Annotated in this window: 27 protein-coding genes; 14 read left to right on the top strand and 13 right to left on the bottom strand. The window is 71.0% G+C overall.

What is annotated here, in order from left to right:
- Positions 1-37: 37 nt before the first annotated feature.
- Complete coding sequence (locus H9641_RS12370; RefSeq protein WP_191804196.1) at positions 38-724, bottom strand: response regulator; 687 nt, start codon at positions 722-724, stop codon at positions 38-40.
- A complete protein-coding gene (locus H9641_RS20745; RefSeq protein ID WP_191804194.1) occupies positions 721-2151 on the bottom strand; it encodes a sensor histidine kinase in 1431 nt (476 codons plus the stop codon). Before H9641_RS20745 ends, H9641_RS12370 begins: the two co-directional genes overlap by 4 nt.
- 127 nt (positions 2152-2278) lie before the next feature.
- Between H9641_RS20745 and H9641_RS12360 the strand changes: the two genes are divergently transcribed.
- Entirely contained in the window at positions 2279-3082 is an 804-nt protein-coding gene (locus H9641_RS12360; protein ID WP_191804192.1) for a GAP family protein, read from the top strand.
- 103 nt (positions 3083-3185) lie between these two features.
- Entirely contained in the window at positions 3186-3860 is a 675-nt protein-coding gene (locus H9641_RS12355; RefSeq protein ID WP_191804190.1) for a class I SAM-dependent methyltransferase, read from the top strand.
- A 67-nt stretch (positions 3861-3927) separates the two neighbouring features.
- Here H9641_RS12355 and H9641_RS12350 read toward each other — a convergent pair whose 3' ends face one another.
- Entirely contained in the window at positions 3928-4116 is a 189-nt protein-coding gene (locus H9641_RS12350; RefSeq protein ID WP_191804187.1) for a hypothetical protein, read from the bottom strand.
- A gap of 355 nt (positions 4117-4471) precedes the next feature.
- Here H9641_RS12350 and H9641_RS12345 point away from each other — a divergent pair, with 355 nt between their 5' ends.
- On the top strand, positions 4472-4966 hold the full coding sequence (locus H9641_RS12345; RefSeq protein ID WP_191804185.1) for a zeta toxin family protein: 495 nt from the start codon (positions 4472-4474) through the stop codon (positions 4964-4966).
- Between the two features lie 71 nt (positions 4967-5037).
- Here H9641_RS12345 and H9641_RS12340 read toward each other — a convergent pair whose 3' ends face one another.
- The 6 genes from H9641_RS12340 to H9641_RS12315 all read right to left on the bottom strand — a co-directional run bounded on the left by H9641_RS12340 (position 5038) and on the right by H9641_RS12315 (position 11489).
- A complete protein-coding gene (locus H9641_RS12340; RefSeq protein ID WP_191804183.1) occupies positions 5038-5538 on the bottom strand; it encodes a hypothetical protein in 501 nt (166 codons plus the stop codon).
- Positions 5507-6670 carry a hypothetical protein gene (locus H9641_RS12335; protein WP_191804181.1) on the bottom strand — a complete coding sequence of 388 codons (1164 nt, stop codon included), beginning with the start codon at positions 6668-6670 and terminating at the stop codon, positions 5507-5509. Before H9641_RS12335 ends, H9641_RS12340 begins: the two co-directional genes overlap by 32 nt.
- A complete protein-coding gene (locus tag H9641_RS12330; protein WP_225220408.1) occupies positions 6670-7458 on the bottom strand; it encodes a hypothetical protein in 789 nt (262 codons plus the stop codon). Before H9641_RS12330 ends, H9641_RS12335 begins: the two co-directional genes overlap by 1 nt.
- Before the next feature lie 671 nt (positions 7459-8129).
- On the bottom strand, positions 8130-9602 hold the full coding sequence (locus H9641_RS12325) for a flotillin family protein (RefSeq protein WP_191804178.1): 1473 nt from the start codon (positions 9600-9602) through the stop codon (positions 8130-8132).
- Positions 9603-9716: 114 nt separating this feature from the next.
- Entirely contained in the window at positions 9717-10211 is a 495-nt protein-coding gene (locus H9641_RS12320; RefSeq protein WP_318244556.1) for an NfeD family protein, read from the bottom strand.
- Positions 10212-10385: 174 nt separating this feature from the next.
- Positions 10386-11489 carry a phosphotransferase family protein gene (locus H9641_RS12315; RefSeq protein WP_191804176.1) on the bottom strand — a complete coding sequence of 368 codons (1104 nt, stop codon included), beginning with the start codon at positions 11487-11489 and terminating at the stop codon, positions 10386-10388.
- Between the two features lie 148 nt (positions 11490-11637).
- Between H9641_RS12315 and H9641_RS12310 the strand changes: the two genes are divergently transcribed.
- From H9641_RS12310 to H9641_RS12280, 7 genes are read left to right on the top strand one after another with little or no spacing between them, the layout of a single operon-like run.
- On the top strand, positions 11638-11928 hold the full coding sequence (locus tag H9641_RS12310) for a hypothetical protein (protein WP_191804174.1): 291 nt from the start codon (positions 11638-11640) through the stop codon (positions 11926-11928).
- Positions 11928-12551 carry a hypothetical protein gene (locus H9641_RS12305; protein WP_191804172.1) on the top strand — a complete coding sequence of 208 codons (624 nt, stop codon included), beginning with the start codon at positions 11928-11930 and terminating at the stop codon, positions 12549-12551. The genes H9641_RS12310 and H9641_RS12305 overlap by 1 nt, the downstream gene beginning before the upstream one ends.
- A gap of 17 nt (positions 12552-12568) precedes the next feature.
- Complete coding sequence (locus H9641_RS12300; RefSeq protein ID WP_191804170.1) at positions 12569-13426, top strand: hypothetical protein; 858 nt, start codon at positions 12569-12571, stop codon at positions 13424-13426.
- 10 nt (positions 13427-13436) lie between these two features.
- The gene (locus H9641_RS12295; RefSeq protein ID WP_191804168.1) at positions 13437-14003 is read left to right on the top strand and encodes a hypothetical protein; all 567 of its coding nucleotides are present in this window, start codon (positions 13437-13439) and stop codon (positions 14001-14003) included.
- Positions 14000-14701, top strand: coding sequence for a hypothetical protein (locus tag H9641_RS12290; RefSeq protein WP_191804166.1), 702 nt, complete (start codon positions 14000-14002; stop codon positions 14699-14701). Before H9641_RS12295 ends, H9641_RS12290 begins: the two co-directional genes overlap by 4 nt.
- An 11-nt stretch (positions 14702-14712) precedes the next feature.
- On the top strand, positions 14713-15195 hold the full coding sequence (locus tag H9641_RS12285; protein ID WP_191804164.1) for a hypothetical protein: 483 nt from the start codon (positions 14713-14715) through the stop codon (positions 15193-15195).
- A complete protein-coding gene (locus H9641_RS12280) occupies positions 15192-15845 on the top strand; it encodes a hypothetical protein (RefSeq protein ID WP_191804162.1) in 654 nt (217 codons plus the stop codon). The genes H9641_RS12285 and H9641_RS12280 overlap by 4 nt, the downstream gene beginning before the upstream one ends.
- Positions 15846-15882: 37 nt before the next feature.
- Here the strand turns inward: H9641_RS12280 and H9641_RS12275 are convergent, their stop codons facing one another.
- Both H9641_RS12275 and H9641_RS12270 read right to left on the bottom strand, forming a co-directional pair.
- Positions 15883-17670, bottom strand: coding sequence for a pyruvate dehydrogenase (locus tag H9641_RS12275; protein WP_191804160.1), 1788 nt, complete (start codon positions 17668-17670; stop codon positions 15883-15885).
- Between the two features lie 214 nt (positions 17671-17884).
- Entirely contained in the window at positions 17885-19135 is a 1251-nt protein-coding gene (locus H9641_RS12270; protein WP_191804158.1) for an MFS transporter, read from the bottom strand.
- A gap of 146 nt (positions 19136-19281) precedes the next feature.
- On the opposite strand from H9641_RS12270, the gene H9641_RS12265 reads away from it, so the two are divergent.
- Positions 19282-19581 (top strand): GNAT family N-acetyltransferase, encoded by a 300-nt coding sequence (locus H9641_RS12265; protein WP_235535467.1) that lies wholly within the window; start codon positions 19282-19284, stop codon positions 19579-19581.
- 101 nt (positions 19582-19682) lie between these two features.
- Here the strand turns inward: H9641_RS12265 and H9641_RS12260 are convergent, their stop codons facing one another.
- Both H9641_RS12260 and pgm read right to left on the bottom strand, forming a co-directional pair.
- Positions 19683-20399 carry a hypothetical protein gene (locus H9641_RS12260; protein WP_191804156.1) on the bottom strand — a complete coding sequence of 239 codons (717 nt, stop codon included), beginning with the start codon at positions 20397-20399 and terminating at the stop codon, positions 19683-19685.
- Between the two features lie 212 nt (positions 20400-20611).
- Positions 20612-22294 (bottom strand): phosphoglucomutase (alpha-D-glucose-1,6-bisphosphate-dependent), encoded by a 1683-nt coding sequence (pgm, locus tag H9641_RS12255; protein ID WP_191804154.1) that lies wholly within the window; start codon positions 22292-22294, stop codon positions 20612-20614.
- A gap of 115 nt (positions 22295-22409) precedes the next feature.
- Here pgm and H9641_RS12250 point away from each other — a divergent pair, with 115 nt between their 5' ends.
- From H9641_RS12250 to H9641_RS12240, 3 genes are all read left to right on the top strand, one after another.
- On the top strand, positions 22410-22733 hold the full coding sequence (locus tag H9641_RS12250) for a rhodanese-like domain-containing protein (protein WP_191804152.1): 324 nt from the start codon (positions 22410-22412) through the stop codon (positions 22731-22733).
- A gap of 42 nt (positions 22734-22775) precedes the next feature.
- Positions 22776-23600 carry a DUF5926 family protein gene (locus H9641_RS12245; protein ID WP_191804150.1) on the top strand — a complete coding sequence of 275 codons (825 nt, stop codon included), beginning with the start codon at positions 22776-22778 and terminating at the stop codon, positions 23598-23600.
- A 385-nt stretch (positions 23601-23985) separates the two neighbouring features.
- Positions 23986-24768 carry a glycosyltransferase gene (locus H9641_RS12240; RefSeq protein ID WP_056653537.1) on the top strand — a complete coding sequence of 261 codons (783 nt, stop codon included), beginning with the start codon at positions 23986-23988 and terminating at the stop codon, positions 24766-24768.
- Positions 24769-24815: the final 47 nt, after the last annotated feature.

The following is a 24815-nucleotide window of genomic DNA, read 5'->3' as shown; positions in this document are numbered from 1 at the left end:
GTCGGGGGCATCTGCCCGTCTCCCGGTGGGTCGTACGCTAGGCCAGGCCCGTGTCCCGCGCGACGATCGCGGCCTGCATGCGGGTCGTGACCTGGACCTTCGCGAGCACGCGCGACACGTGCGTCTTCGCGGTGGCCTCACTGATGAACAGCTCGTCGGCGATGCCCTGGTTGGACAGCCCGCGCCCCAGGGCCGCGAGGACGTCCGTCTCGCGCGGGGTCAGGTCCGCGAGTCGCGGGTCGCCCGCGTGCCCCGTGCCCGACGGCGCAGCTCCCCCCGGCAGGTGAGCGGCGCCGTCGGGCCGGGGTGCGGACGCGAACGCCGCAAGCAGGCGGCGCGTGACCTCGGGGGCGAGGACCCCGTCGCCGGCCGCGACCCGGCGGACCGCGTCGATGAGGGCCGCGGGCTCCGCGGTCTTGAGCAGGAAGCCCGCGGCGCCCGCGCGCAGGGCCTCGTCGACGTACTCGTCGAGGTCGAACGTCGTCAGGACCAGGACCTCCGCGAGTCGTTCCGAGACGATCGTGCGCGTCGCCTCGATCCCGTCGACGCCGGGCATGCGCAGGTCCATGAGGACGACCTCGGGGCGCAGGGCGCGGGCGTTCGTGATCGCGGCGGCGCCGTCGGAGGCCTCGCCCACGACCTCGACGTCCGGGGCGGAGTCGAGCAGGAACCGCAGGCCCGCGCGGATCGCGGCGTGGTCGTCGGCGAGCAGGACACGGATCATGCGGAGGCTCCGGGGGAGTCGTGGCGGGTGGTGGGCGACGGAGACGTGGGCGGTCCGCACAGCGGCAGCTCGGCCCGGACGGTCCATGCGTCGCCCTCGTCGGACGGCCCGGCCCGGAACGTTCCGCCCAGGGCCTCGGCGCGTTCGCGCATCGTGAGGAGACCCGTGCGGGCGCTCAGGCTCGCGGGCAGCGGGCCGGGGCTGGCGGTCAGGGTGCTCGTGACCTCGACGGCGAGGACCTCGCCCAGCCCGAGCACGACCCGCACCCGGCTCCCCGGGGCGTGCTTGGCAGCGTTGGTCAGGGCCTCCTGCACGATCCGGTGTGCGGCCTGGTCGTGCGCGGACGAGAGGTGCGCGGACCGGGCGCCGTCGGGGTCCTGGACCTCGACCGTGAGGCCCTGAGCGCGTGCGGAGGAGAGCACGTCGTCGAGCCGCGCGAGGCGCGCGGGAGCTGCGACCGCCTCGCCCGCGAGCACCGTGCCGTGCGGGGCGTCGTGGACCGTGGTGCTGTCGCGCGGCAGGTCCGAGCGCAGCAGCAGGATCATGGCCCGCATCTCCTCGAGCGACGTGATGCTGCTCGACCGCACGAGCTCGAGCGCGGCCCGGTCGCGCGCGGCGTCGGGGGGCGACGCGAGCGCGGCCCCCGAGTGGATCGCGATGGCCGACAGGTGCGACGCGATGACGTCGTGCAGGTCGCGCGCCATGGCCGCGCGCTCGGCCCGCACGGCCTCGTGCTGACCGAGCTCGGCGATCTGCTCCAGGTCGGCGGCCCGCTGCGCCTCGAGGTCGGCACGCTGCGCCTCCAGGTCGGCCCGCTCGGCGGACAGGACGGCGAGGTCCGTCTTCTGGCGCACGTTCGCGGCCCACCACAGGGGCGTCGCGATGATGGCAGCCGCCTGGATCCCCCCGAGGGCGAAGCCCTGCACGTCCCGGAAGTACTCGCCCGTGGCCACCGCGGCCGCGACGACGAGCAGCGTCACGACGACGTTGACGACCGTCCGCAGCCGCTTGCTCCCGTAGAGCCCGCACGCGAAGAGCAGCTCCCACAGGACCAGGAGAACGCTGAGGCTGCCGCCGATCATCAGGTCGGCGACGACCACCAGGGTGCCGCCCGCGAGGGCGAGCGCGGTGTGGCGGCGCTTGGCGAGCAGGATCAGGCAGCCGACCGCGAGGGGCACGACGTGCCACCACCGGCTCTCGGGCTGCACGAACGCAGACACGGACCAGACCGAGACCACGCCGACCGCGATGAGCGCGACCCCGATGAGGAACGTCCCGGCCGCATCGTAGGGGTCCCCGGCCGGACCGTCGTCGCGGAACCCGGCGTCGATCCGGCGCGCGACCTGCCGGACGCGCGAGGCGGGAGCAGCCCCGTGGGTGGCGGTCTCGGCCTCGGTGTCGGCAGCCGTGGGCAGGGGGTCGGGCACGGACCCATCACAGCACAGGCGCCCGTGCCACGGATCGCTCGAACGATGTACGGCGCGGCGCCCACCGGCGACAGGATCGCCCGTTCGCCCGACGCCGCCGACCCCCGCCCCGCGTGAGGGTGTCGACATGGAACTCCTTCCCCTCCTCGGCGCGCTCGTAGTCCTGGCGCTCGTCGACTCGACGAGCTTCGGGACCCTGCTCATCCCCGTCTGGCTGCTCATGACCCCGGGGCGGGTGCGCGTCGCCCGCCTGCTCGTCTACCTGGGCACGATCGTCGGTTTCTACCTCGTCGTCGGGATCCTGCTCGCGCTCGGCGCGGACGCGCTCGCCGACGGGTTCGGTGCCGTGCTCGACACGCGGCCCGCCCGGATCGTCGAGCTGCTCCTCGGGATCGCGCTCGTCGCGTACAGCTTCCGCCTCGACCGACGCACCAAGGGCTCGTCGGACGGCCAGGGGCGTGTCCTGCGGTGGCGAGCCCGCGCCATGGGGGCGACGAGCGGGGAGGTCGCGACGCCGTCGGGCAGCACGCCCCCGCCCGACGGCGCCGCGCGCCCCCTCCCAGCGGCGCACCAGGGCGTCACGACCGCGCCCGGGTCCGTGACGGCCCTCATGGGCCTGGCGCTCGCGGCCGCCGCGATCGAGCTGGCGTCGATGCTGCCGTACCTCGCGGCGATCGGGATGCTCACCCGCGCGGGCCTCGGGTGGCCTGCGACCGCGGTCGTCCTCGCCGCGTACTGCGTCGTGATGGTGCTGCCCGCGCTGGTGCTCATGGCGGCCCGCGTCGCAGCCGGGCGGCTGGTCGAGCCGTTGCTCGACCGGCTCAACGCGTGGATGACGAAGAACGCGGCGTCGACCACGGCGTGGGTCGTGGGGATCGTCGGGTTCCTGCTCGCGCGCGACGCCGTGGTGTGGCTCGGGTGGATGGGGTGAGCGTTTGCCGGAACGGCAAACGCGCTTGCGCGAGGGGTTGGCGAGGGCTCATGGTCGGGGAGGACGGCCGACCCTGCGGCCCGCCCCGACCCGAGGAGCCCGCGTGACGCGCGACCACCAGCACGGCCAGCACGGTGACCATGAGCACGGCCACCAGCAGCACCACCACGACCAGGCGTTCTGGGACGAGCGCTACGGCTCGGCCGAGTCGGTGTGGAGCGGCAACCCCAACCCGCAGCTCGTGGCGCAGACGGCCGACCTGACGCCGGGCCGTGCGCTCGACGTGGGCGCGGGCGAGGGGGCCGACTCGGTGTGGCTCGCACGCCAGGGGTGGGACGTCGTCGGGCTCGACATCTCCCCGGTCGCCCTCGGGAAGGCCGCCGCGCACGCCGTCATCGCGGACGTCGCCGACCGCATCGAGTGGCGCCAGGCCGACCTGCTCGAGTGGCAGCCGGGTGACGAGCGCTTCGACCTCGTCACGGCCCACTTCATGCACCTGCCGGCCGACCTGCGCCGCCAGGTGTTCCCGCGTCTCGCACGGGCCGTCGCGCCGGGCGGGCGGCTCCTCGTCGTCGGGCACCACCCCGAGGACCACGAGACGGTGCGCCGCGACTTCGACGAGCACTTCTTCTACACGGGCGCCGACCTCCTGGCCGAGCTCGACCTCGACGGGTGGGACGTCGAGACCGACGACGCGCCCACGCGTGAGGCGACCGGGCCCGACGGGGAGCCCGCCACGATCCGCGACACGGTACTGCGGGTGCGGCGGCCGTCCTGACACGTTCGGCGAGGTGGACCTCCGCAGGTTCTACCTCGGCGACGCCCACGACGCGTGTGCGGGGTGGTCACCTCGCCCCGTCACGGGCGGAGTACACGACAGATCCGACCAGCACGACGGTCCCCGTGGCGACCCACATCGTCGGCGACTCCACCGGGAAGTTCGGCAGCGCCCACCACCGTGCGGTGGCCGACGAGTCCGTCGTACCGAGGATCCAGCTCACCATGCCGAAGGTGAGCAGCGGGAGCCAGGCCACCGCACGCGGGAGGAAGCACCCGCACAGCGCGCCCACGCCCAGCGCGAACAGGGCGTTGCGAACGAGGACGAGGTTCGATTCCCGTCATCCCAGATGGAACCGCCCCACGATCCATGCAAGGTCGCGGGCCGTTCTGTGATGGCTACGCTGGATCCGCCCGTTGGGCAGGTCGATGTCGGCTTCGGTGGCCCTCGTCCGGCAATGGCGTTGGATGCCGCCGAGCGGCGCTAGTGGCGGGGCGGACCGTGCCCCAGCCCGCGACTTCGTCGCGGGTGCTCGTGGCCCTCATGCACGAGGAGTCCTCGCACCTGGCGCGCGTGCTGCGCGACGAGGCCCTGCGCGAGGGACGAACGTCGTGATCGACTCCGTGCTGTCCAAGCCGGCACCCGCGGTCGAGCTCGGCGAGAAGTTGGCGACCGCGGGGTACGAGGTCGAGGTCGTGGACCTCGAGGTGCCCCACGAGCTTTCCCAGGCCCGCATCGCCCAGCGCTGGCGCCAGTCCTACGAGGGTGCCGTCGTGACCGGGGAAGAGCTCGGCGGACGTTGGGTGCCCAGCGTCTACGCCCGCGATGTCTTCAACGGCCCCGACGGGCGCTCCCGCTCCCAGGAGTCCGCGGCCGCCCTCGCCGCCTCGTGCCCGGCCATGGTCCGCTACCGCCGCTTCTGGACCGAGGCGGAATACACGCCTATGCGCGTGGAGAACGACAAGGGACGCTCCCAGCGCGCGGGAGAACTCATCGACCACAGCCTCATCACCGCGCGCACCCGCAGCGCCACGAGCTTCGGCACCAGCACCCGGCCAACCCCGCACCGAAGCATCGCGCGAGGCCCCCAGACCGAACGCGAGTAGACGAACGATCCACCAGCGGTCAGCCAGCGCGCGAACACGCGTCCCAAGCCCCCCGGCCCCCGCACAACAGATCAGCTGTCACCTACTCGCGCAGCTGACCCGACCCGCCCACGGCGCATCAGGTACCCGATGAGCGTCAGAGCAGCAAGCGGGATGACCGGAAAGACCACGAACAGGCTCACCGCCTGAGACGCCACCGCACACTCCTGTCCCATGCAGCCGGAGTTCAGCTCACGCCACAGCGCCAGCGCCCACGCTGTGACTACGACGCATGCAACGACCTTCGCCACGGCATCACGCGGCCGCGACCCGCGCTCGCGACGCACGGACTCCACGTCTATGAATACCGCCTTGACACCAGCGGCGAGCAGCAGACCACCGGTGGTGACGCACCAGACCCACCCGGGGAACAGCACGCTCATGACCAGCGTCACATAGTCCACGGCGGCCACGCCCATCGCAGCGGCGAACGCGATCCAGATCGCCGACCACGGGCGCTTGGTCGTGACGGTGAACGGCTGCTGCCCGTCGATGTCTTGGCTAGTTACACGTGGGGATGTCGACCAGTCCATGCTTCCCTGCCTCCGATACGTCGATGCGGGCTTCGGCGGTCAGTTCCGACTCGACCCAGGGGGTTTGAATGTCGTTGCTCAGCACGGTGAAGCAAGTCCGCTCCGGCAGGGTCATCTGCGTGTCGAGGTCGAAGCCGTTGCACGCTGCGTGCATGGATCGTTGCGCGTTCAGCATCGGGTTGCCAAGCGTATCCGCGGACATCTTGTCCCACTCGGTCAAGGACCGGCACATCTCCGACAGGTACCCGACGCGTGATAGCGATACCTGCCCGTCGGAGTCCGTCTGCCACAATGCACGACCAGCGACCGTGGGATCTATGTCGTCCGTCGTCAGGCCGGTCATCTGGTAGTAGGCCGCAGCGGAGTCAGAAGCCAATGTCCCAGTGTTTAGACCGGCCGGAGTCGGCGAGGAGGACGTCGCACCGAAGAATGCAGTCGCGGGCGCTCCGACGGGGAACGGCGTCCCGACCGCGACAACGAGATCGGGGTGTGTCGAACCGAGGTATGCCGCACGCACGGACGCGAACGAGTACCCCTCGAGGCGTTCGACATGCACGTTCTCGGTCTGCTCGATCTCTGCAATGATCTGCCGGTACCGCTCACCGGTCATGACGGCGGGAGCCTGCTCGTCGAGGCATTCGCCCCTGACAGCATCGACAAGGCTTGCGTCAGCCAGCGCGGGGTATCGGTCGGTCGCGCTGGCGAAGTACCCGCTCATCGCTGTGCGGCATTCGTCGCGGTACTCCGCGACGACCCACGGCTCGTCGATGACTAGCAGGTTGTACCTGCGTTCGTGCGCGTCGGCGACGATCGCTTCGATGTCGCCCATGTGCCGCGACAGGATCGATACACCTGGACCGCCGGGATCGTAGATCATCGTGCGTACTGCGGTGTCGTCCGCGCGGAACAGTGCGTACCTCGTCTGGACGTTGTCCACTTCGAGCATCGAGCAGAAGTCTTCGACGGTCGTCGCGGGGTATTCGCACGAGTAGGTGGCGGTGTGCGCTGCGGGGCTCGTTTCGGCGCTGACGTCGGGCGGCCCGTTGGGGTCAGCCTTGAGAGCAAGGCTGACCCCAACAGTTACGCCCACCGCAGCGATAGCTGCCAGGTAGGTGATGGTACGTCGTTTCACTAGCGGTTGTAGCCCCCGTCGTTCCACGTGGCCGAGTAGTTGTTGTTCGTGTTAATGCACGGCACCCACATGTCGCCGCACGCTGCCGTAGTGAGCCACACGTAGTCGGAAAAGATCGGCTCGGTCCCGTTCGACGTGAACCGCGCATACGCGTCGACGTACTTCTGACCGGTCGCGTGACCCTTGTACCTGGTGCCGGAGTTGTAGTAGTTGCCACCGGAGACGTTCTCGATGCTCGCGCACGAGGTCAACGGGATCGTCACCACGCCGTACGAGAACTGACCGTTGTTGCAGTCAGTGCTGCCGGGCAGAGGACCGTAGTTGTACGGACCGCCGGTGATGCGGCTGTAGTTCTTGTACTGACGGAACCGGATCGTGAACTCGTGGATCTCGCGACGTACGCCACCGGCAGCGGCCGCGAGTGTTGCCTTGGAGTACCGGTTGTAGATGTACGACGAGTTCGACAGCTTGTACTTCTCGTAGCAGTCGTATACCTGGTCGTCGTTCGTCGCGGCCGGGGTATTGAACCACAGCGTCCGGCATGCCTCGCGCAGCGGTGTGCCCCGGCCCTTCAAGTGCGCGACGGGTGGTGCGGTGCCGACGGCCTCCTCGATCTCGGCGATCTCGACGCCGAACGCGGCGATGTCGGTGTCCTCGGCAGCGTCGGTGACGACGGCGGCGCTCTCGACGACGCTGCCATCGGGGATCACTGCTGCGACGTCGGTCCCGTCTACCTCGGTGGTCCACACCTCGACGTCGGAAGGGGCGACCATGCCGGAGGAGCGCATGGTCGAGTCGATGTGACTGTCGACAAGGGCCTTGGCCTGACCGGTGGTCTGGTCACCTGCAACCTGGTCGAACTTCTCGGTGCTGACCGCGGCCGGCTCTGCGGCAGGGCTGTCGGCCGGTGCTGCGAGGGCGGAGGTGGGGATGAGCGCGAGGACGAGGGTGAGGGCGAGCGCGGCGGCGGTTCTCTTTCGGTGCGTTTGGTGGGTCCTGTTCGTGTGGCTAACGGCCCGAAGGACCGGCTTCCGATGAAAGCGGGAAAAAACTGGCAGGTTCGACAGTTCGGTGTCAAGTACTTGCTTAGCTACGAGAGTCGAGCCCGAGTGGACGTTCATGGTCCCGCTTCCGAGGGCGAAACTCCCGGCGGCCCCAAGGTCGTCACCAGTGCGGCCAGAAAGAGGGCCGAGCGTGCGCGACCCGACGCCCGCGCTCGCGACGACGTGATTCTTTCAACATTCTTCCCCCTGGATGTGAGCGACCTTGCTCGTGCGGTTCGAGACGATAGCAGGTGGACGACGCAGGTTGGAAGCGCGGGTTCTCAAGAATTTCCCGACCGTCATCCAGGTATTGACCGTCCGGCTCGGTTTCGAGGATCTCCTGTCGTCGTCGGGCACAGCGCCCGAGGCGGGCTCGTGGATGGATCTGCCTCGGGCGCGAATGCGCCAAGCTGGTGTCAGTTCGAGGACGCGGCCGTCCCGTTCGACGCGGACTGCCCCGTCAGGTGCCCACCGGCCAGCCCGGCGATGAGCTGGTTGATGTCGACCCCGGTGAGCTGCTTGATGACCTGCTGCCCCTCGCCCAGGACCGAAGCGACGTTCTTCGTCACGGCGCTCGCGCCGTCGGTCGAGATGACCGTCATGCCCTGGATCTTGCCGATGGGCTCGGCTGCGGCGCGGACGATCTCCGGCAGGCGTTCGATGAGCTCCTGGACCAGGGCGGCCTCGCCGTACTTCTTGAGCGCCTCGGCCTTGGCGTCGGTCGCGACGGCCTCCGCGCGGCCCTCGGCCTCGACCGCGAACGCTCGCGCCTCACCCTCGGCCTTGATACCGACGGCCAGGGCGACCTGGCGGTCACGCTCGGCCTCGCCGGCGCGGCGGACGGCCTCGGCGGACGCCTCGGCGTCCTGGATCGCGGCGGTCTTGTTGGCCTCGGCGATCGTGGTGCGCTTGTACGCGTCGGCCTCGGTGGCCGCGTTCGACGAGTCGCGCTGGGCGTTGGCGCGCTGGACCTCGGCGTAGGCCGCGGCCTCGGCGGGCTTGCGGATCTCGATGTCGAGGCGCTCCTGCGTCACGCGGGCCTGCTCGGCCAGGGCCTCTCGCTCCTCGACCGCGACCAGGCGCTCCTGCTCGGCGCGGGCGAGCTGACCCGCGGCCTCGGCCTCCGCGTTGGCCTTGTCGGTCTCGGCCTTGATGATGGCGCGCTTGAGGTCGAGGGCCTTCTGGCGCTCGGCGATCTGCTCGGCGGCGTCGATCGCGGCGAACTCCGACGCGCGCTGCGCCTCGGCCTCGGAGACCTCGGCGACCTGGCGGGCACGGGCGGCCTCGGCGCGGCCCAGGTTCGAGAGGTAGTCGGAGCCGGGCGTCGAGATGTCGGAGATGTTGAGCAGGTCGACCTGCAGGCCCTGCTCCGAGAGGTCCGTCTTGGTGGACTCGACGACGCGGTCGGAGAGGCCCTTGCGGTCGGAGATGATCTGCTCGATCGTCATGTCGCCCACGATCGAGCGCAGCGAGCCCTCGAGGGACTCCTTGATGATCTCGGTCAGCGTGCCCTGCTGGGACAGGAATCGCTGGGCCGCGCGACGCACGCCCTCCTCGTCGCCCCGGACCTTGAAGTTGATCGACGCCTTGATGGCGATCTTGATGCGGTTCTTGTCGACGCCCTCGACCGTGATGCCGATCTGGCGCTGCTCGAGCGAGATGGAGAAGCCTTGCTGGAGGATGGGCCACACGAACGTGCGCCCGCCCGTGACGACGCGCTGGCCCGAGCCCGCGGCCTCCTTGCGGCCTGCGCCGCGCCCGACGATGATCAGGGCCTCGTTCGGGGGGACGCGGCGGATGCGCTTGGCGATGAACGTGATGATCGCGAAGAACGCGATGACGAGGGCGATCGTGGCGATGATGCCGACGAGGTTGGGGTCTTCGAGCATGTCGGTACGCGCCTGCGGCGCGACTCCTTTCGGTGGCGGGTCGTGCGAGCGGGTCGTGCGGTGGTGCCGTGGTGCGTCCGGGCTCCGGGTTGAGACAGGGCCCGGGTGGTCGCGTCAGTCGTTGGGGTAGTACCGCCGGACGCGCACGCGGGTCCCGGACTGCTCGAGCACGACGACGCGGGCCCCCGTGGGGATCGGCTCGTCGGCCCAGGCGAGGCGTCGTTCGAGCTCGCGTGCGGCGTCGAGCGAGACCTCGCCGGTCGCGGGGGAGATGTCGCTCGTCGCGGTCCCCTGGACGCCGACGAGGGAGACGGGGGCGGCGTCGTCGGACTCGTGGAGCTTCTTGGTGAGCACGGCCACGAGGAGGACGGCCAGGACGGCGAGGATCGCGGAGCCCACGAAGGCCAGGGCGACGGGCAGGTCGTTCGAGACGACTAGCGCTCCGGTCGCACCGAACACGATCGCCCCGACGCCCAGGGACGTCCCGGAGACTGCGCCGTCCCCGAGCTCGATGAACTCTCCGAGGACCATCGAGACCAGCACGAGCACGAGCCCGACGATGCCGACGACGACGAACGTGATCACCGCATACCCCCCAGGGTCGGTCACGTCGCGTCGCCGAGCACGGCGCCCGAACACTTGACGTGATCGTGAACTTGCCCGAACTCTAGCGTGACTCAACTGTGCCCTGGGACGCGAGAGGGCGCACCCACCCTGCGACCCGTTCGTGTCGGAACCCGCGTGGGCCCTGGACCATGCTGGTTCTGACAAAGGGTTCAGCGGTCAGCGGGAGAGCTGGTCGAGCAGCACCGCGAGGTTCGCGGCGGCCGTGTCGCGGTATCCCTGGACCCATTCGCCCTGGTAGTCGCGCGGTACGACCTCCGTCACGAGCACCGCCGAGATGTACGCGCGGTACAGGAGCAGGCGGACGTCAGCGGCCCCGAGCGTGCTCGCCCCGGGCCGCACCTGCCCGACGGCGGCACGCGCCGGGGGAGCGACGTCCTCGGGCAGGAATTCACCCGGTCCGGGCGACGAGAACCACGGCTCGGAGACCGGGAGGCGGCCCCCTGCCGCGCGGTATCCCGCAGCGAGAGCAGGCGGGACGGGGCCGAGGCCGAGCTGGTCGGCACCTGCGAGCTCGTACAGCGGGTCGGCCCACAGGCACCGCTCGGTGTCGATCACGCCGCTCAGACGCAGCGCGGGCGCCTCCTCGGAGGACGCCGCCTCAGCCGAGAGGAACAGGTTTCCTGGCCACAGGTCGGCGTGGACGAGCCGCGGGACCGTGACCTCGGCGAGCGCGTCGCGGTGGCGCGTGACCACGGTCCGCAGCGCGTCGGCGGGGAGGTCGACGCCCCAGCGCTCCGCGTCCGCGAGGAGGGCATCGACCATGAGGTCGAACGCCTGGGGCCACGTCGGTGCGCTCAACCCCGACGCGGGAGCCGGGTACCCGAACGCCTCCCCCGTCACGGTGTGCAGGCGGGCCATGAACGCGCCGAGGTCGTGCCGCACGCGAACCATCGCGGCGTCGTCGAGCGGGGGCAGCGTGTTCCACACGTCGCCGTCGAGGAACGTGACGACCAGGATGTCGCCGTCGAGCACGGTGCGGCTGAAGTCGGAGTGGACGACGCGCGGCATGAGGAGGTCGGGGCGGTCCACGACGCGCCGGTAGACGTCCTCCTCCGTGCCGAGGATCCCGTGCTCGTAGCGCAGGAGGCGCGACGTGTCGGCGCTCGTGATCTTCACGACGAGCCGACGGCCGTCGGTGAGGTCGATCCGGAAGGTCGAGGCGAACATGCCGCCGTCCAGGGGGGCTGCGTCGGCGATCTCGCCGAGCGGGGACACGATGCGGGAGAGCTGGTCGTCGGTGACCGTCATCTTGGTGAGCACGGTGGGATCGTATCGATTCGACCCACCGTGCGGAACCCCTGACGGGGACAACTCCCCATGTCAGTGCCCCCGACCCGGCTGCTAACGTGGCGCCGCGCGTGAGGGCCCGACCGACAGGTGTCCCACGGCAACCGACGAAGGGGAGAGCGTGAGCGCCAGGTTGCAGGTCGACACGAACGTGCTCGTCGACGCCGGGCGCCAGCTCCGGCTCGTCGCCACCGAGTTCCACGGTGCCGGCGACAACGCCGGACGAGCAGCGGCCGCAGTGGGGCACGAAGGGCTGGCCGGTGCCCTGCGGTCGTTCGAGAGCAACTGGGACGACCGCCGCGAGAAGATGGTCGAGCACATCAGCGCCCTCGCCGAGCAGTGCTCGGGAGTCGGGGACACGTTCGAGCAGCTCGACACGGAGTTCGCCGCAGCGCTCAAGGGGGAGTCCTGATGTCACGCCCGTACGACTGGTACCCGCTCGCCTCCACCGACCCCGTGCCAGGCGACCCCGACGTGGTCCACAGCGTGGGGATCGCGTACCGGGAGGTGGCCCAGGCGATCCTCGACGCGAGGGCGAACCTCCTCGCCATTGCAGACATGGACGGCATGACCTCCGAGGCGGTCGAGGAGATCGGCACGAAGGCCAAGGAGATCGCCGAGGAGATCTCCAAGGTCCGGACCCGCTACCAGGAGACCGGCGACGCGCTGATCGAGTACCAGGTGGCGCTCCGCGGCGCGCAGGCCGACGCGGACGACGCGCTCGTGCGTGCCAGGGCCGCCCACGAGGCGAGCGAGACCCAGCGACGGACCCAGGCGATCTACCTCGAGCAGGACCCGTCGAGCGCGCCGCACGCGCAGATGCGTGCCGACGAGGCCGAGTACGCCGCCCAGGTCGCCGAGGGACGGCTCGCCACGGCGGCGTCGGACCTTGCCGACGCGGTGCGTCGGGGGGGGCGGGGGGGGGGGGGGGGGGGGGGGCGGGCGCGGCGGCGCGCGCCGAGGAGACGATCAGCAAGGTCATCTCCGAGGACGGGATCAAGGACGGGTGGTGGGAGAACTGGGGCGCGGACATGATGCAGGCGATCAGCGACGTGGCCTCGATAGTCGCCGCGGTGGCCGGGGTGCTGGCGTTGGTGCTCGCCTGGGTCCCCGGTCTGGGGGCGGCGCTTGCTGCGGTGGCACTGATCGCCGGGGCGGTCGCGCTCGTCGCTGACGTGTTCCTGGCCAGCCACGGGGATGCTGGGTGGGGCAACGTGGTCATGGGGGTCCTCGGCCTCGTGACGTTCGGCGTGGGCCGTGTCGTGGGCACGAGCCTCAAGGTCGGGTCGCGTGGAGTGCAGGCCGCCGCCCGTGTCCGAGCCGACCAGGTCTTCCGTGCAGCCTCCGGTCCGGCGGGCGTCCGGCTCGGAGCTCGGCGCCTGCTCAACGACCTGGGGATGTCGCGCTGGGGGATGCGAGCGACACAGCGGGTCGCGGGCGAGGTCGCTGCGGCTCGCTCTCTGCGCCAGGTCGCCTCGGAGGCGTTGAGCCTGCGTGCGATCGGGCGCGACACGTTGAGCGAGCTGCAGGGCTTTCGGCAGTTCAGGTCGCTCAACTGGTCCACGTTCCGCGAGGCCGTCGTCGAGGTGCCAGGGGCCCAGGGCAAGTTCCTCGCTCTCGTCGGGTTCGGAGCGGAGGGCCGAGGGCTGGCCTCCGTGGGGCTGGCCGATCCCAGCCTGCTCAGGAACGTCGTCCCGGCCGGCGCGACCCCTGCCACTGCGTCAGCCCTCGTCTCAAGCTATGACGAGCTGCAGAGTGCGATCCGCTACGGTGGCGTCGCAGCGAACTTCACGATCGGCAACGCCGCGACCGCCGCTGGGAACACCATGGTGTCGTCCGTCAAGCTCGTCGACGACAAGGTCATGACTCCCACCCCGGGCGCTCCTCAAAGCGTCCTGAACCTGAACTGAGAGGTCTGACGTGCCGAGGATCGTCGATTTCGATACCACCGCTCCTGCCGAGTGGATCGGTTGGCGCACGGGCTGCGGGACGCTGGCGGAAGAGGCGATGGCACAGCTCGAGGGGCCGGACGAGGTCGTTGCGCATCGCCTCGACGCAGTGCGGGCGCTCGAGAAGGAGCTGATCGACCAGTCGCTCCTCGCGGGGGGCCTGTGGATGCTCGACCCACTGGGCCCGCCCGTCGCGCAGTTCTCGCTCGGGCTGCTGACGGTCGACCCGGACCTGAACCTCACTCCCCAGCGGTTGATGCGCAAGATCCGACGGCCGGAGAAGGTCCGGGGCACCCGGGTCTTCGACTACTCGACGGCTGCGGGCGAGGTCAGCAGCGGACCCGCCGTAGTCCAGGTCGAGGTGCGAGGAGATCAGGACGGCCAGGTCCGCTCCTGCATCTCTCAGACGATCTTTCCCCGAGGTACCTCCGATCTGATGCGTTTCGAGTACGTGACCCATCTGCCAGGGGCCTTCGTGGCGCTCAGCAAGGAAGCGATCGACATCGGCGAGTCCCTGACGGTCGAGATCGGCGAATGACAGCACCCGACACGAGCCAGGTCCGCCGGACGGGGGAGCTGGGCCTGCTCCTGCCGAGCGACTGGTGGGTCGTTCACCTCCAGGACGAGAGGGCGCGACGCCGCTCGGTCCAGGCTCTCGTCCAGCGTCAGTTCGGACGTACCGACTCGCCGACGCCGCTGGCCCTCGATGCACGACGCGAGCTGGACGCGGTGACGCTTGCGGCGGCCCGATCGGGCGGAGGGATCATGGCCTTCTCGCTGCTCCGTGTGGCCGACGTCCCCCTGCCGGCGTCCGTCACGACGTTCAGGCTCCCGGCGCCGACCGGCCCGGCCGCCGGGTCCGGCGACACGCTGATCGCTCTTGCCGAGCTGATCCGGTCCGAGGACGTGAGCACCGAGGTCGAGCTCGCTGAAGGCCCTCTGGGTCAGGTCGTGCGCGCAGTCTCGGTGGGGCGAGGGCCAGAGGCACTCGGTGCCGAGACGATCGACCAGCTCAGCGTCCGCTACTGGCTCGACCCCGACGACGGGCTCGGCCGTTACCACCTGGCCTTCAGTACCCCGCTCGTCCGGTTCCGGGACGCGATGCTCGATCTCTTCGACGTGCTGGTCGCCTCCGTGGGGTACAGCGAGCCCGGGGCCGAGGACGGAGATTCAGCGCCCGGCGACGACGAGGCGTCCAACCACGACGAGTGGCCCACGCCAGGCGTTGGCACCTGATGGTTCCGGTGGTGGAGTATCCGGAGTTTCCGTCGGGGTATGAGACGACGCCGTTGGGGTGGGTGTTCTTCGGTGCGGGGATCTTGGGTGTGTTCGTCTGGGTGTATGCGGTGTTCGCGGCGCGGTCGTGGGGTCGTCGGGGTGGTGGGTTGTTGGTGGCTCCGTTGGTCGTGGGTCTGGTGCTGCTGGTCGGTGGTCTGGGTGGTGCGTGGATCACGGAGCAGGTGGTCAAGGCGCGGTTGGAGCGCACGAACGACGCATTGTGGGACGAGTACAAGGCGTTCGAAGAGGGGGTTCTCGACGATCTCGAGGACGCGTACGGGGTGGTGCTGCGGACGAGCCAAGCCTTCCCCTTCCGTGGAAGCCAGATCGGCATGACGGCGACCTTCCCGGACGGGCGTGACGAGGAGTGCGTGCTGACGGCGGGTGAGGAGTTCTTGGTGCTCGACTGCCCGAGCGAGCTGCCGCGGGATCCGGCGAGGTCGGCGTCGTGACGGGCGGTCCTCAGGAGACCGCCGGCTCACGGGCCCGGCTCGGCCTGGTCCTCCAGTCGGTGGGGGCCGCCACGTTCGTCGCGCTGCTGGTCTGGCGTGCATTCCTGGCGCCCGACGCCGTGGGGCCGTGGGCGGTCGTGCTGGCTGTCGCGCTGGTCGTCGCGGGCGTGACGGGGTTCGGGCTCGTCGTGCGGCGCCGTCGGCTCCGCCTGATCTCGACCGTGCGAGCGAATCGACCCGGTGCGCGGATCGTCGTCGCGCACGTCCCTGACGAGCTGCCTGGCGCGCTGGTCGCGGCCGGCCGGTGGGTACCGGGCATGAGACGGGCGTCGCTGTTCGGAGCTGCCCTCGCAGCGGACGGCAGAGGTGTCGAGCTGTGGACGGCGGGTGCTGCTCGGCCCCTGCTCGCCCTCCCGTGGACCCAGGTGGCTGCCATCACCGCTGGTCCCCCCACTCCCGGTCCGCGGGGTGCTCAGCCGGCCGTCCGGGTGCACGCCCTGGACGGCGTCGCGCTCCCGATCGTGCCGGCCGGTGGGAACGGGACCCGGTGGCGGGGAGCGCGCCAGCGCGAGGTGGACGCCGTCGTGGCCGACCTGCGATCCGTGCGCGACGGCGCCCCCCTGCCGAGCCCGCCGACCGACCCGGCGTGACCGCGGCCCGCGTCGCCTCCGGCTCTCCCGACCACCCCTAGGGTCGCGGCACGTTCCGCAGGTTCGCCCGGGCCATCGACACGACCTCTCCCATGCCGCCGCCCAGGACCTCCTTGCTCATCGCGACCGCGAAGCCTCGCACCTGCCCGGCCGTGATGGTCGGGGGCAGGGACAGCGCGCGCGGGTCGGTCACGACGTCGACCAGCGCAGGCCCCGGGCGGGACAGGGCCCCGCGCAGCGCGCCACGCACGTCCTTGGCCCGCTCGACCCGCACCGACGGGATCCCGATCGCGTTCGCGACCGCCGCGTAGTCGATGTGCGGCGACTCGGTGCCGAACATGGGCAGCCCGTCGACGAGCATCTCGAGGCGCACCATCCCCAGGCTGGCGTTGTCGAACAGGACGATCTTCACGGGCAGCTCGTAGGCCTTGATGGTGATGAGCTCGCCCAGCAGCATCGACAGCCCGCCGTCTCCCGCCATCGCGACGACCTGCCGGTCCGGCTGGGCGGCCGCGACGCCGATCGCGTGCGGCACCGCGTTCGCCATGGACCCGTGCAGGAACGACCCGATCACGCGGCGCTTGCCGTTGGGGCTGATGTACCGGGCGGCCCACACGTTGCACATGCCCGTGTCCACGGTGAAGACCGCGTCGTCGGCAGCCTCCTGGTCGAGGAGGTCCGCGACGTACTCGGGGTGGATGGGCGTGTGCTTCTCGACGTCCTTGGTGTACGCACCGACCACGCCCGTCATCGACCGTTCGTGCTTCTTGACCATGGAGTCGAGGAACGAGCGGTTCTTGGCCGTGTTCACGAGCGGCAGCAGGAGCCGCACGGTCTCGCCCACGTCGCCCACGACGGCGACGTCGAGCCGGGTCCGGCGACCCAGGTGCGTGGGGTCGATGTCGACCTGCGCGGTCCGCACGGACTCGGGCAGGAACTGGTCGTAGGGGAAGTCGGTGCCCAGCAGGAGCAGGAGGTCCGCCTCCTGCATGGCGTCGTGCGCGGCGCCGTAGCCGAGCAGGCCGCTCATCCCGACGTCGAACGGGTTGTCGTACTGGATCCACTCCTTGCCGCGCAGCGAGTGACCGACGGGGGCGGCGATCTTGTCGGCGAGCGCGATCACGTCGTCGTGCGCGCCGCGTGTCCCGACGCCCGCGAAGATCGTGACCTTCTTGGCCTTGTTGATGGCATCGGCCAGGTTCCGGAGCGCGTCCGCGTCGGGGATGATCCGCGGCTTGGCCGGGTGCACCGCGACGTCGATGACCTCGGCTGCGGCGTCGAGGTCCGCGACGTCGCCCGGGATGGTCAGGACAGAGACGCCCGGGGCGCCGTACGCGTGGTGGATCGCGGAGTTGATGACACGCGGCGCCTGCGTGGCCGAGGAGATCATCTCGGAGTACACCGAGCACTCGGTGAAGAGGCGGTCGGGGTGCGTCTCCTGGAAGAAGCCCGTCCCGATCTGTGCGCTCGGGATGTGGCTCGCGATCGCGAGGACGGGCACCTTGGAGCGGTTCGCGTCGTAGAGGCCGTTGATGAGGTGCAGGTTGCCGGGCCCGCACGAGCCCGCGCACACCGCGAGCTTGCCCGTGATCTCGGCCTCGGCCGCGGCGGCGAACGCCGCGGACTCCTCGTGGCGCACGTGCACCCACTCGATGCCCTTGCCCTTCCCCTTCTGGCTGCGGCGGACCGCGTCGACCACGGGGTTGAGGCTGTCGCCCACGATCCCGTAGATCCGCTCGACCCCCGCCTCGATGAGCTGCGCGACGAGCAGATCGGCGACCGTCCTGTTCCGCTTGTCCTGGGGACGACCGAGTCCGAGAGCCATGGGAAACCTCCGCACGAAAGGGTTGGGGACTCTTCCATCGTGCGCCGGAACGTCGGACGGCGCAGCCGCTGGGGCCGTTCCGCGCGTCACGTCCGGGTGTCAGGTCCGCGTCACACGAGAGGGGCCCGACGCCGACCGGCCCGGGCGCGTCACGCCCCGGCGAGGGGCCCGCCCACCGGGGTGGCGTCGTCGGGCAGGGGGGCGCGGGAGGGCGCTACGCCTCGTCCACGGCCTCCTCGCGGGGGGCGCCGCGGCGCAGGACCCGCAGCGACCCGAGGACGGCGACCACCGCGAGGCCCCCGGCGATCATCACGACCTGGAAGCCCGCGTGCGCGCCCGCGGCGTCGATGCGCGAGCCAGCGATCGACGCCCCGAACGACACCCCCACGCCCAGCGACGTCCCGACCCACGCGAGCCCCTCGGTGAGCTGGTGCGGCGTCACCAGGTTCTGGACCAGGGCGTTGCCGTTGATGAGTGTCGGGGCGATGGTGAAGCCCGTGACGAACATGACGACGGCCAGCATGGGCAGCGACGTGACCACGAAGAACAGCGAGACGCCCAGGGCGAGGGCGACCATGCCGATCGCGAACCGCTTCCACAGGGGCGAGACCCAGTGCCGTGCCCCGTACGCGAGGCCCGAGATGAGCGAGCCCATCGCGAACACCGCGAGGATCAGGCCCGACGCCGACTTGGACCCCTGCTCCTCGGCGAACGCGATGGTCGAGACGTCGGTCGCGCCGAAGATGAAGCCCATCGCGACGAACACCACGGCGAGGACGACCATCCCGGGCGACCGCATCGCCGACCGGTGCTTGACGCCCGGGACGGCTGCGATCACGGGGGGTTCGGTGCGGCGCTGCGAGAGGAACCAGACGCCGCCCACGACCGCGGCGATCGCCGGGACGATGATGCCCGCGGAGTCGGTGACCTCGGTCGCGAGCAGGGTCGCGAGGACGGGGCCCACGACGAACACGAGCTCGTCGAGAGCGGACTCCAGGGAGTAGGCCGTGTGGAGCTGGCGCGAGTCGGTGACGACGTGGCTCCAGCGCGCGCGGACCATCGAGCCGTAGGACCCGATGCTCGCGCCCGCGACGACGGCCGTCGCATACAGCCAGATGTCGGGTGCCTGGTTGACCGCGGCGAGGATGAGGCCGACGAGGCCTGCGGTGCTCACGACCAGCAGCGGCCGCATGACCTTGGCCTGCCCGACGCGGTCGACGTACCGGGCGATCTGCGGCGAGGCGATGGCCTGCGCGATCACGTAGGCCGCGGACACGCGTCCGGCGAGGGCGTAGGAGTCGTAGATGCCCTGGATCATCAGGACGATCCCGATGCCGACCATGGACATGGGGAGCCTCGCCACGACCGCGGCGGCCGAGAAGTTCAGCGCCCCCGGCTTGCTGAGGACGACGCGGTAGGGGTTGCGGGAGTCGTCTGCCGCTGGACGGGGGGAGTCTTGGACCACCGTCTCAGTCTCCCATCCGTTGCCGCGTCGCAGAGCGTCTGCGGGGCGTGATCCTCAGCGCAGTGCCGGCGTCGTCGGGGGCCCCTTCGTAGTGTCACCGCTCGACCGGGCGCGCGCGAACCGCACGAGGCCCGCATGATGAACGGGTGAGCGAGCAGACGCAGGCGATCACGATCGTCGACAACCCGGCGCAGGAGCGGTTCGAGGCACGCACGCCCGAGGGCGACGTGGCGGGGTTCGCGGCGTACGTGCGACAACCCGGCCAGGTCGTGTTCACGCACACCGAGGTCGACGACGTCTACGCGGGCAACGGGATCGGGTCGTCGCTCGCACGCGGCGCGCTCGACCAGGTGCGCGCGTCGGGGGACAAGGTGGTGCCGTTGTGCCCGTTCATCCGGGCGTTCGTGCAGCTCCACGAGGAGTACCAGGACCTGATCGCGCGCTGACGCTTCGCCGTCACCCAGAACGACCGAGCGGGGCAGGACGTCGTCGGTGACGACGTCCTGCCCCGCTCGCGTCCTGCCCGGATGCTCGGCGCGGGCCCGGATCAGGCGATGGTCGCGGAGAGTGCGACCTCCTGGCGCAGGTCGTGGTTCAGGTCGCCCGCGGCGTCGGCCGGGGTCAGCGTGACCTCGAACTCGATGGGCGAACCGGGCTGGTGCTTGAAGTTCTCGCCGTAGGCGACGGACTGCCCCGGCGCGAGGATGAACGGGGCCTCGCCCGAGCCCGGGGTGATCGGGGAGTCGACGACTCCGGCCGCCTCGAAGAGCGCGCTGTCGACGATGCTGTCCATGCCCTGCATGTAGGGCCAGTCGGCGTAGCGCGCGTCGACGCCCACGATCGAGTAGGTCAGCGGCAGGTCGGCGTCGCCCGTGTTGGTCAGGACGTAGTTGACGAACACGATCGGGTCGCCCGGGTTGAGGATCGGCTTGCCCGACTCGTCGGCGAACTGGCCGGTCTTCGTCGCGACCGCGGTGCTCACCTGGTAGATGTCCACGGTGAAGCCGTCGCCCTCGGCCGTGCCGAGCTGGGTGCCGACGACCTCGTTGGTCGCGGCCCACGCGGGCTTGTCGCCCGAGGCGGCCGGCTCGGCCTCCTCCTCGGACTCGGTGTCCTCCGCAGGGGTCTCCTCCGTCTCCGGCGTCTCGACGCTCGTCGAGGCCGACGTGGTCTCCTCGGGAGCGGTGTCACCCGAGCAGGCGGACAGGCCGAGGACGGCGACGAGGGCGAGGGGCAGCGCGAGGGCTGATCGTGACGTGCGCATGGGAACTCCAGAGGATCGACGAGGGGACGTTTCGATACTAGGAGTAGAGGCTCACGACAGACGGTGATTCTGATGGTGAGAGGTGCCCATGTGAGATACCCGACGGCGAGGGTCCTGGGTGCTGCGGCGTGCTACGTCGACGGGGTGGGGTGCGGGGAAGGCGAGGTGCCCGACGGCCGCGCGTGACGTCGTCGGGCACCTCACCCCGGGCGTCAGCCGCCCAGGGCGTCCGAGACGACCTGCTTGGCCTCGTCCTGCACCTGCGTCAGGTGCTCGGCCGAGACGAACGACTCGGCGTAGATCTTGTAGACGTTCTCCGTGCCCGAGGGGCGCGCCGCGAACCACGCGTTCTCCGTGGTGACCTTGAGGCCGCCGATCGCCGCGCCGTTGCCGGGCGCCGTGGTCAGCTTCGCGGTGATCTCCTCGCCCGCGAGCGTCGTCGACGTGACCTGCTCGGGGCTGAGCCTCGCGAGCGCCGCCTTCTCCTCGAGCGAGGCCGGGGCGTCGACGCGGGCGTACCAGGACTCGCCGTACTGCTCGACGAGCCGGGCGTGGTGCTGGGACGGGGTCTTGCCCGTGGTCGCGAGGATCTCCGAGGCGAGCAGCGCGAGCAGCAGGCCGTCCTTGTCCGTGGTCCACACCCCGCCGTTGGTCCGCAGGAACGAGGCGCCCGCGGACTCCTCGCCGCCGAACCCGACCGAGCCGTCGAGCAGGCCCGGCACGAACCACTTGAAGCCGACCGGTACCTCCTCGACGCGGCGACCGATCCCCGCCCCCACCCGGTCGATGAGCGACGACGACACGAGCGTCTTGCCGATCGCGGCGTCCGGGCGCCAACCGGGACGCGCCCCGCCGTACAGGTAGTCGATCGCGACCGCGAGGTAGTGGTTGGGGTTCATGAGGCCCGCGTCCGGGGTCACGATCCCGTGGCGGTCCGAGTCCGCGTCGTTGCCCGTCGCGATGTCGAACGTCGACGTCGCGTCCGGGTCCGTCATCTTCTGCACGAGCGAGGCCATGGCGTACGGCGACGAGCAGTCCATGCGGATCTTGCCGTCCCAGTCGAGCGTCATGAAGGCCCAGCGCGGGTCGACCTGCGGGTTCACGACCGTCAGGTCCAGGCCGTAGCGCTCGCCGATCTCGCCCCAGTACTCGACCGAGGCCCCGCCGAGAGGGTCGGCGCCGATCGAGACCCCCGCGCCACGGATCGCCTCGAGGTCCAGGACCGAGGCCAGGTCGTCGACGTACGCCGTGAGGAAGTCGTGGCGGTGCGTGGTCTCGGCCGTCAGCGCACGCTCGAGCGGGACGCGCTCGACCTGCCCCACGCCCGAGCGCAGGATCTCGTTCGCACGGTCCGCGATCCAGCCCGTCGCCTCCGAGTCGGCGGGACCGCCGTGCGGCGGGTTGTACTTGAAACCGCCGTCGCGCGGCGGGTTGTGCGACGGCGTCACGACGATCCCGTCCGCGAGGTCGGGGCCCGAGGTGCGGACCCCGGCCTCGGTGGCCGCACCGTTGTGCAGCAGGATCGACTGGGACACGGCCGGGGTCGGGGTGTAGGAGTCGCGCGCGTCGATGTACGTCTGGACGCCCGCGGCCGTCAGGACCTCGATCGCGGTCTGCCACGCGGGCAGCGACAGCGCGTGCGTGTCGCGACCGATGAAGAGGGGGCCGTCGGTGCCCTGAGCGCGCCGGTACTCGACGATCGCCGCGGTGATCGCGAGGATGTGCGCCTCGTTGAACGCGTGGTCCAGGCTCGACCCGCGGTGGCCCGACGTCCCGAACACCACCTTCTGCGCCGGGTCGTCGACGTCGGGGGAGAGGTCGTAGTAGGCGCCGACCACGGCGTCCACGTCGATGAGGTCCTGGGGCTGGGCGAGGGTTCCGGCGCGGGGGTCCATGCGACGATCCTGCCACTGGTCAGGGCGTCGCGGGAGGTCTGTCCCGGGAGGGGAGACCGGCGCGGCACGCGACCAGGATCCGACGACGGCGCGTCAGAAACGTAGGCTGGTCACCATGTTCCCGCCCCAGGTACCCACGACCGACGTGTCCGAGCTCGACGCCGAGCACCCCGTGCCCGAGGGCGTCGTGCTCCTCGACGTGCGCGAGCAGGACGAGTGGGACGCGGGCCACGCGCCCGACGCCGTCCACATCCCCCTGGGCGAGCTGCCCGTCCGCTGGGGCGAGCTCGACCCCGAGGTCCCGATCCTCGTGATCTGCCACTCGGGCGGACGCTCGGCGCGCGCCGTGGCGTGGCTCAACCAGGGCGACTTCGACGCGACCAACCTCGACGGCGGCATGGTCGCGTGGTCGCAGCGAGGGTTCCCGGTCGAGCAGTAGGAGCCCGCCGGCCCCGCAGCCCGCTCCCACTACACTTTCCCCATGGCCAAGAACTCGACGCCCGACTTCGTGCTGCGCCCCTTCGAGGGTCTCCCCGGCGAGACCGACTGGGTCGCCCTGCGGGAGGTCGTCCCCTCGGCCTCGGCACCTGCTCGCACCACGAAGGAGTACGGCGCTCGCGACGTGCTCGTCGTGACGATCCTCCCGGCCGGCTGGGCCGCGCTGCACCGCCAGGACGGCACCATCCTCCTCGCGCTCCAGACCCTCGCGGGCTCGGGCGACACGAGCCGCGACCTCGCGGCGGTCCTGCTCGAGGCCATCGAGGCCGAGCCGGGCACGTCGATCGAGCTGGGCGAGCTGCCCGGCCCGGGTCCGCGCCTGCAGGACGTCCTGGACCTGTCGGTGCCCTTCGAGGTCACGGTCCACGAGGACTTCTCGTTCTGGCTCGACCCCACGACGGACCTCACGCCCGAGCTCAAGGCGTCGCTCGACCAGGCGTCGGAGTCGATCGTCCCCACGGTCAAGCTCGAGTCGGTCGAGTCGGCCTACTGGTGCTCCATGAGCCGTGAGTTCCTGCGCTGGGCGTGGCCCGTGGGCGAGGAGGAGCTGATCGACGCGATCTCGCGCCTGCACGCCAAGCGCGAGTCGGGCCTGGGCGGCGGCAAGTTCGTCGGCGCGTTCCGGTCGTGCGGCCTGCTGGTCCCGGTCTGGGAGCTCCCGCGCGGCACCGAGGCCGCAGACCTCGAGGAGCCCGCCAAGGACCTCAAGGCCAAGATCGACGCAGCGCTCGCGGTCACCGAGCCGCTCGACGCCAACGAGCGTCGTGCCCGTGCGGGCATCGTGTCCCGCCAGGTCACGCTCCGCTGACGAGCCCCGACGCACCGCCGGCCGGCCCCGCCACGGGCGCCACGTCGGCACCAGCACCACGGCACCACAGCACCACCAGCACGACCCCGAGACCGACGGGCGCCGGCATCGCCGCCCCGCCCGTCGGCCTCGGGCAGGTCAGGTCCGACGAGGAAGTACAGACGCCAGGCTGACCGAGAGATACCTCGGCAAGAACCCGAGAACACCGTTCTCTGGGACATCCCCGTGACTTTGCCACCCCGAGTGTGGCAAACTGCGGGAAACTCTTTGCACTACTAGGCTGGATTGCGTGAACGCGGACCATCGGTCGACCGAGTCAGGACTGAACACCGAAACCACCCGGGACGTGTCGGGCGTCCCCGCCAACGGGACGCACGCGCTCCCGGTGGCGAAGACCCCGCGCCCGGCCCCGCTGCACGGCGGTTCCCGGCAGAAGCAGCGCGTCGCGGTGATCATCCCCGCCAAGGACGAGGCGCGTCGCATCGCGGCCACGGTCCGTGCGGCCAAGGCCATCCCGCACGTCGACCTGGTGCTCGTGGTGGACGACGGCAGCGAGGACACCACGCAGCACGTCGCCCGTGAGGCGGGCGCCGTGGTCGTGCGCCACTCCCACAACCGCGGCAAGGCGGCGGCCATGGAGACGGGTGCCGCGGTCGTCGCGATGCGCGACGTCGCCGACCGCCCCCCGCGCCTCCTGCTCTTCATCGACGGCGACCTGGGCGAGACCGCGGTCAACACGGCCCCGCTCGTGCCCCCCGTGCTCGACGGCCTGGCCGACATGTCCATCGCCCTGCTCCCGCCGCAGCCCGGCGCGGGCGGTCGCGGGATCGTCGTGGGTGCCGCGCGGCGCGCCATCCAGTCCATGACGGGCTGGACGCCCACGCAGCCGTTGTCGGGCATGCGGTGCCTGACGCGCGAGGCGTTCGAGGCCGCGACGCCGCTGGCCCGCGGCTGGGGCGTCGAGACGGGTCTCACGATCGACCTGCTCCGCAAGGGGTACGTCGCGGTCGAGGTCCCGTGCGACCTGCGCCACCGCCCCTCGGGGTCGGACCTCAAGGGGCAGATCCACCGCGCCAACCAGTACCGCGACGTGCAGCTCGCGGTCGGGGCGCGTCGCGTCCGCAGCGCGCTCGACGCGCTCGGCGGGCACAAGCACTCCGGGAAGTAGCTCTTCGCACGAGGGGCCCGGGCGGCCTCCGCCCGGGCCCCGCGGCG

The organism is Oerskovia merdavium (genome assembly GCF_014836755.1).
Classification (GTDB): Bacteria; Actinomycetota; Actinomycetes; order Actinomycetales; family Cellulomonadaceae; genus Oerskovia; species Oerskovia merdavium.
Note: the sequence above shows the minus strand (reverse complement) of the source record. Positions and strands in the feature narration are given on the sequence as shown.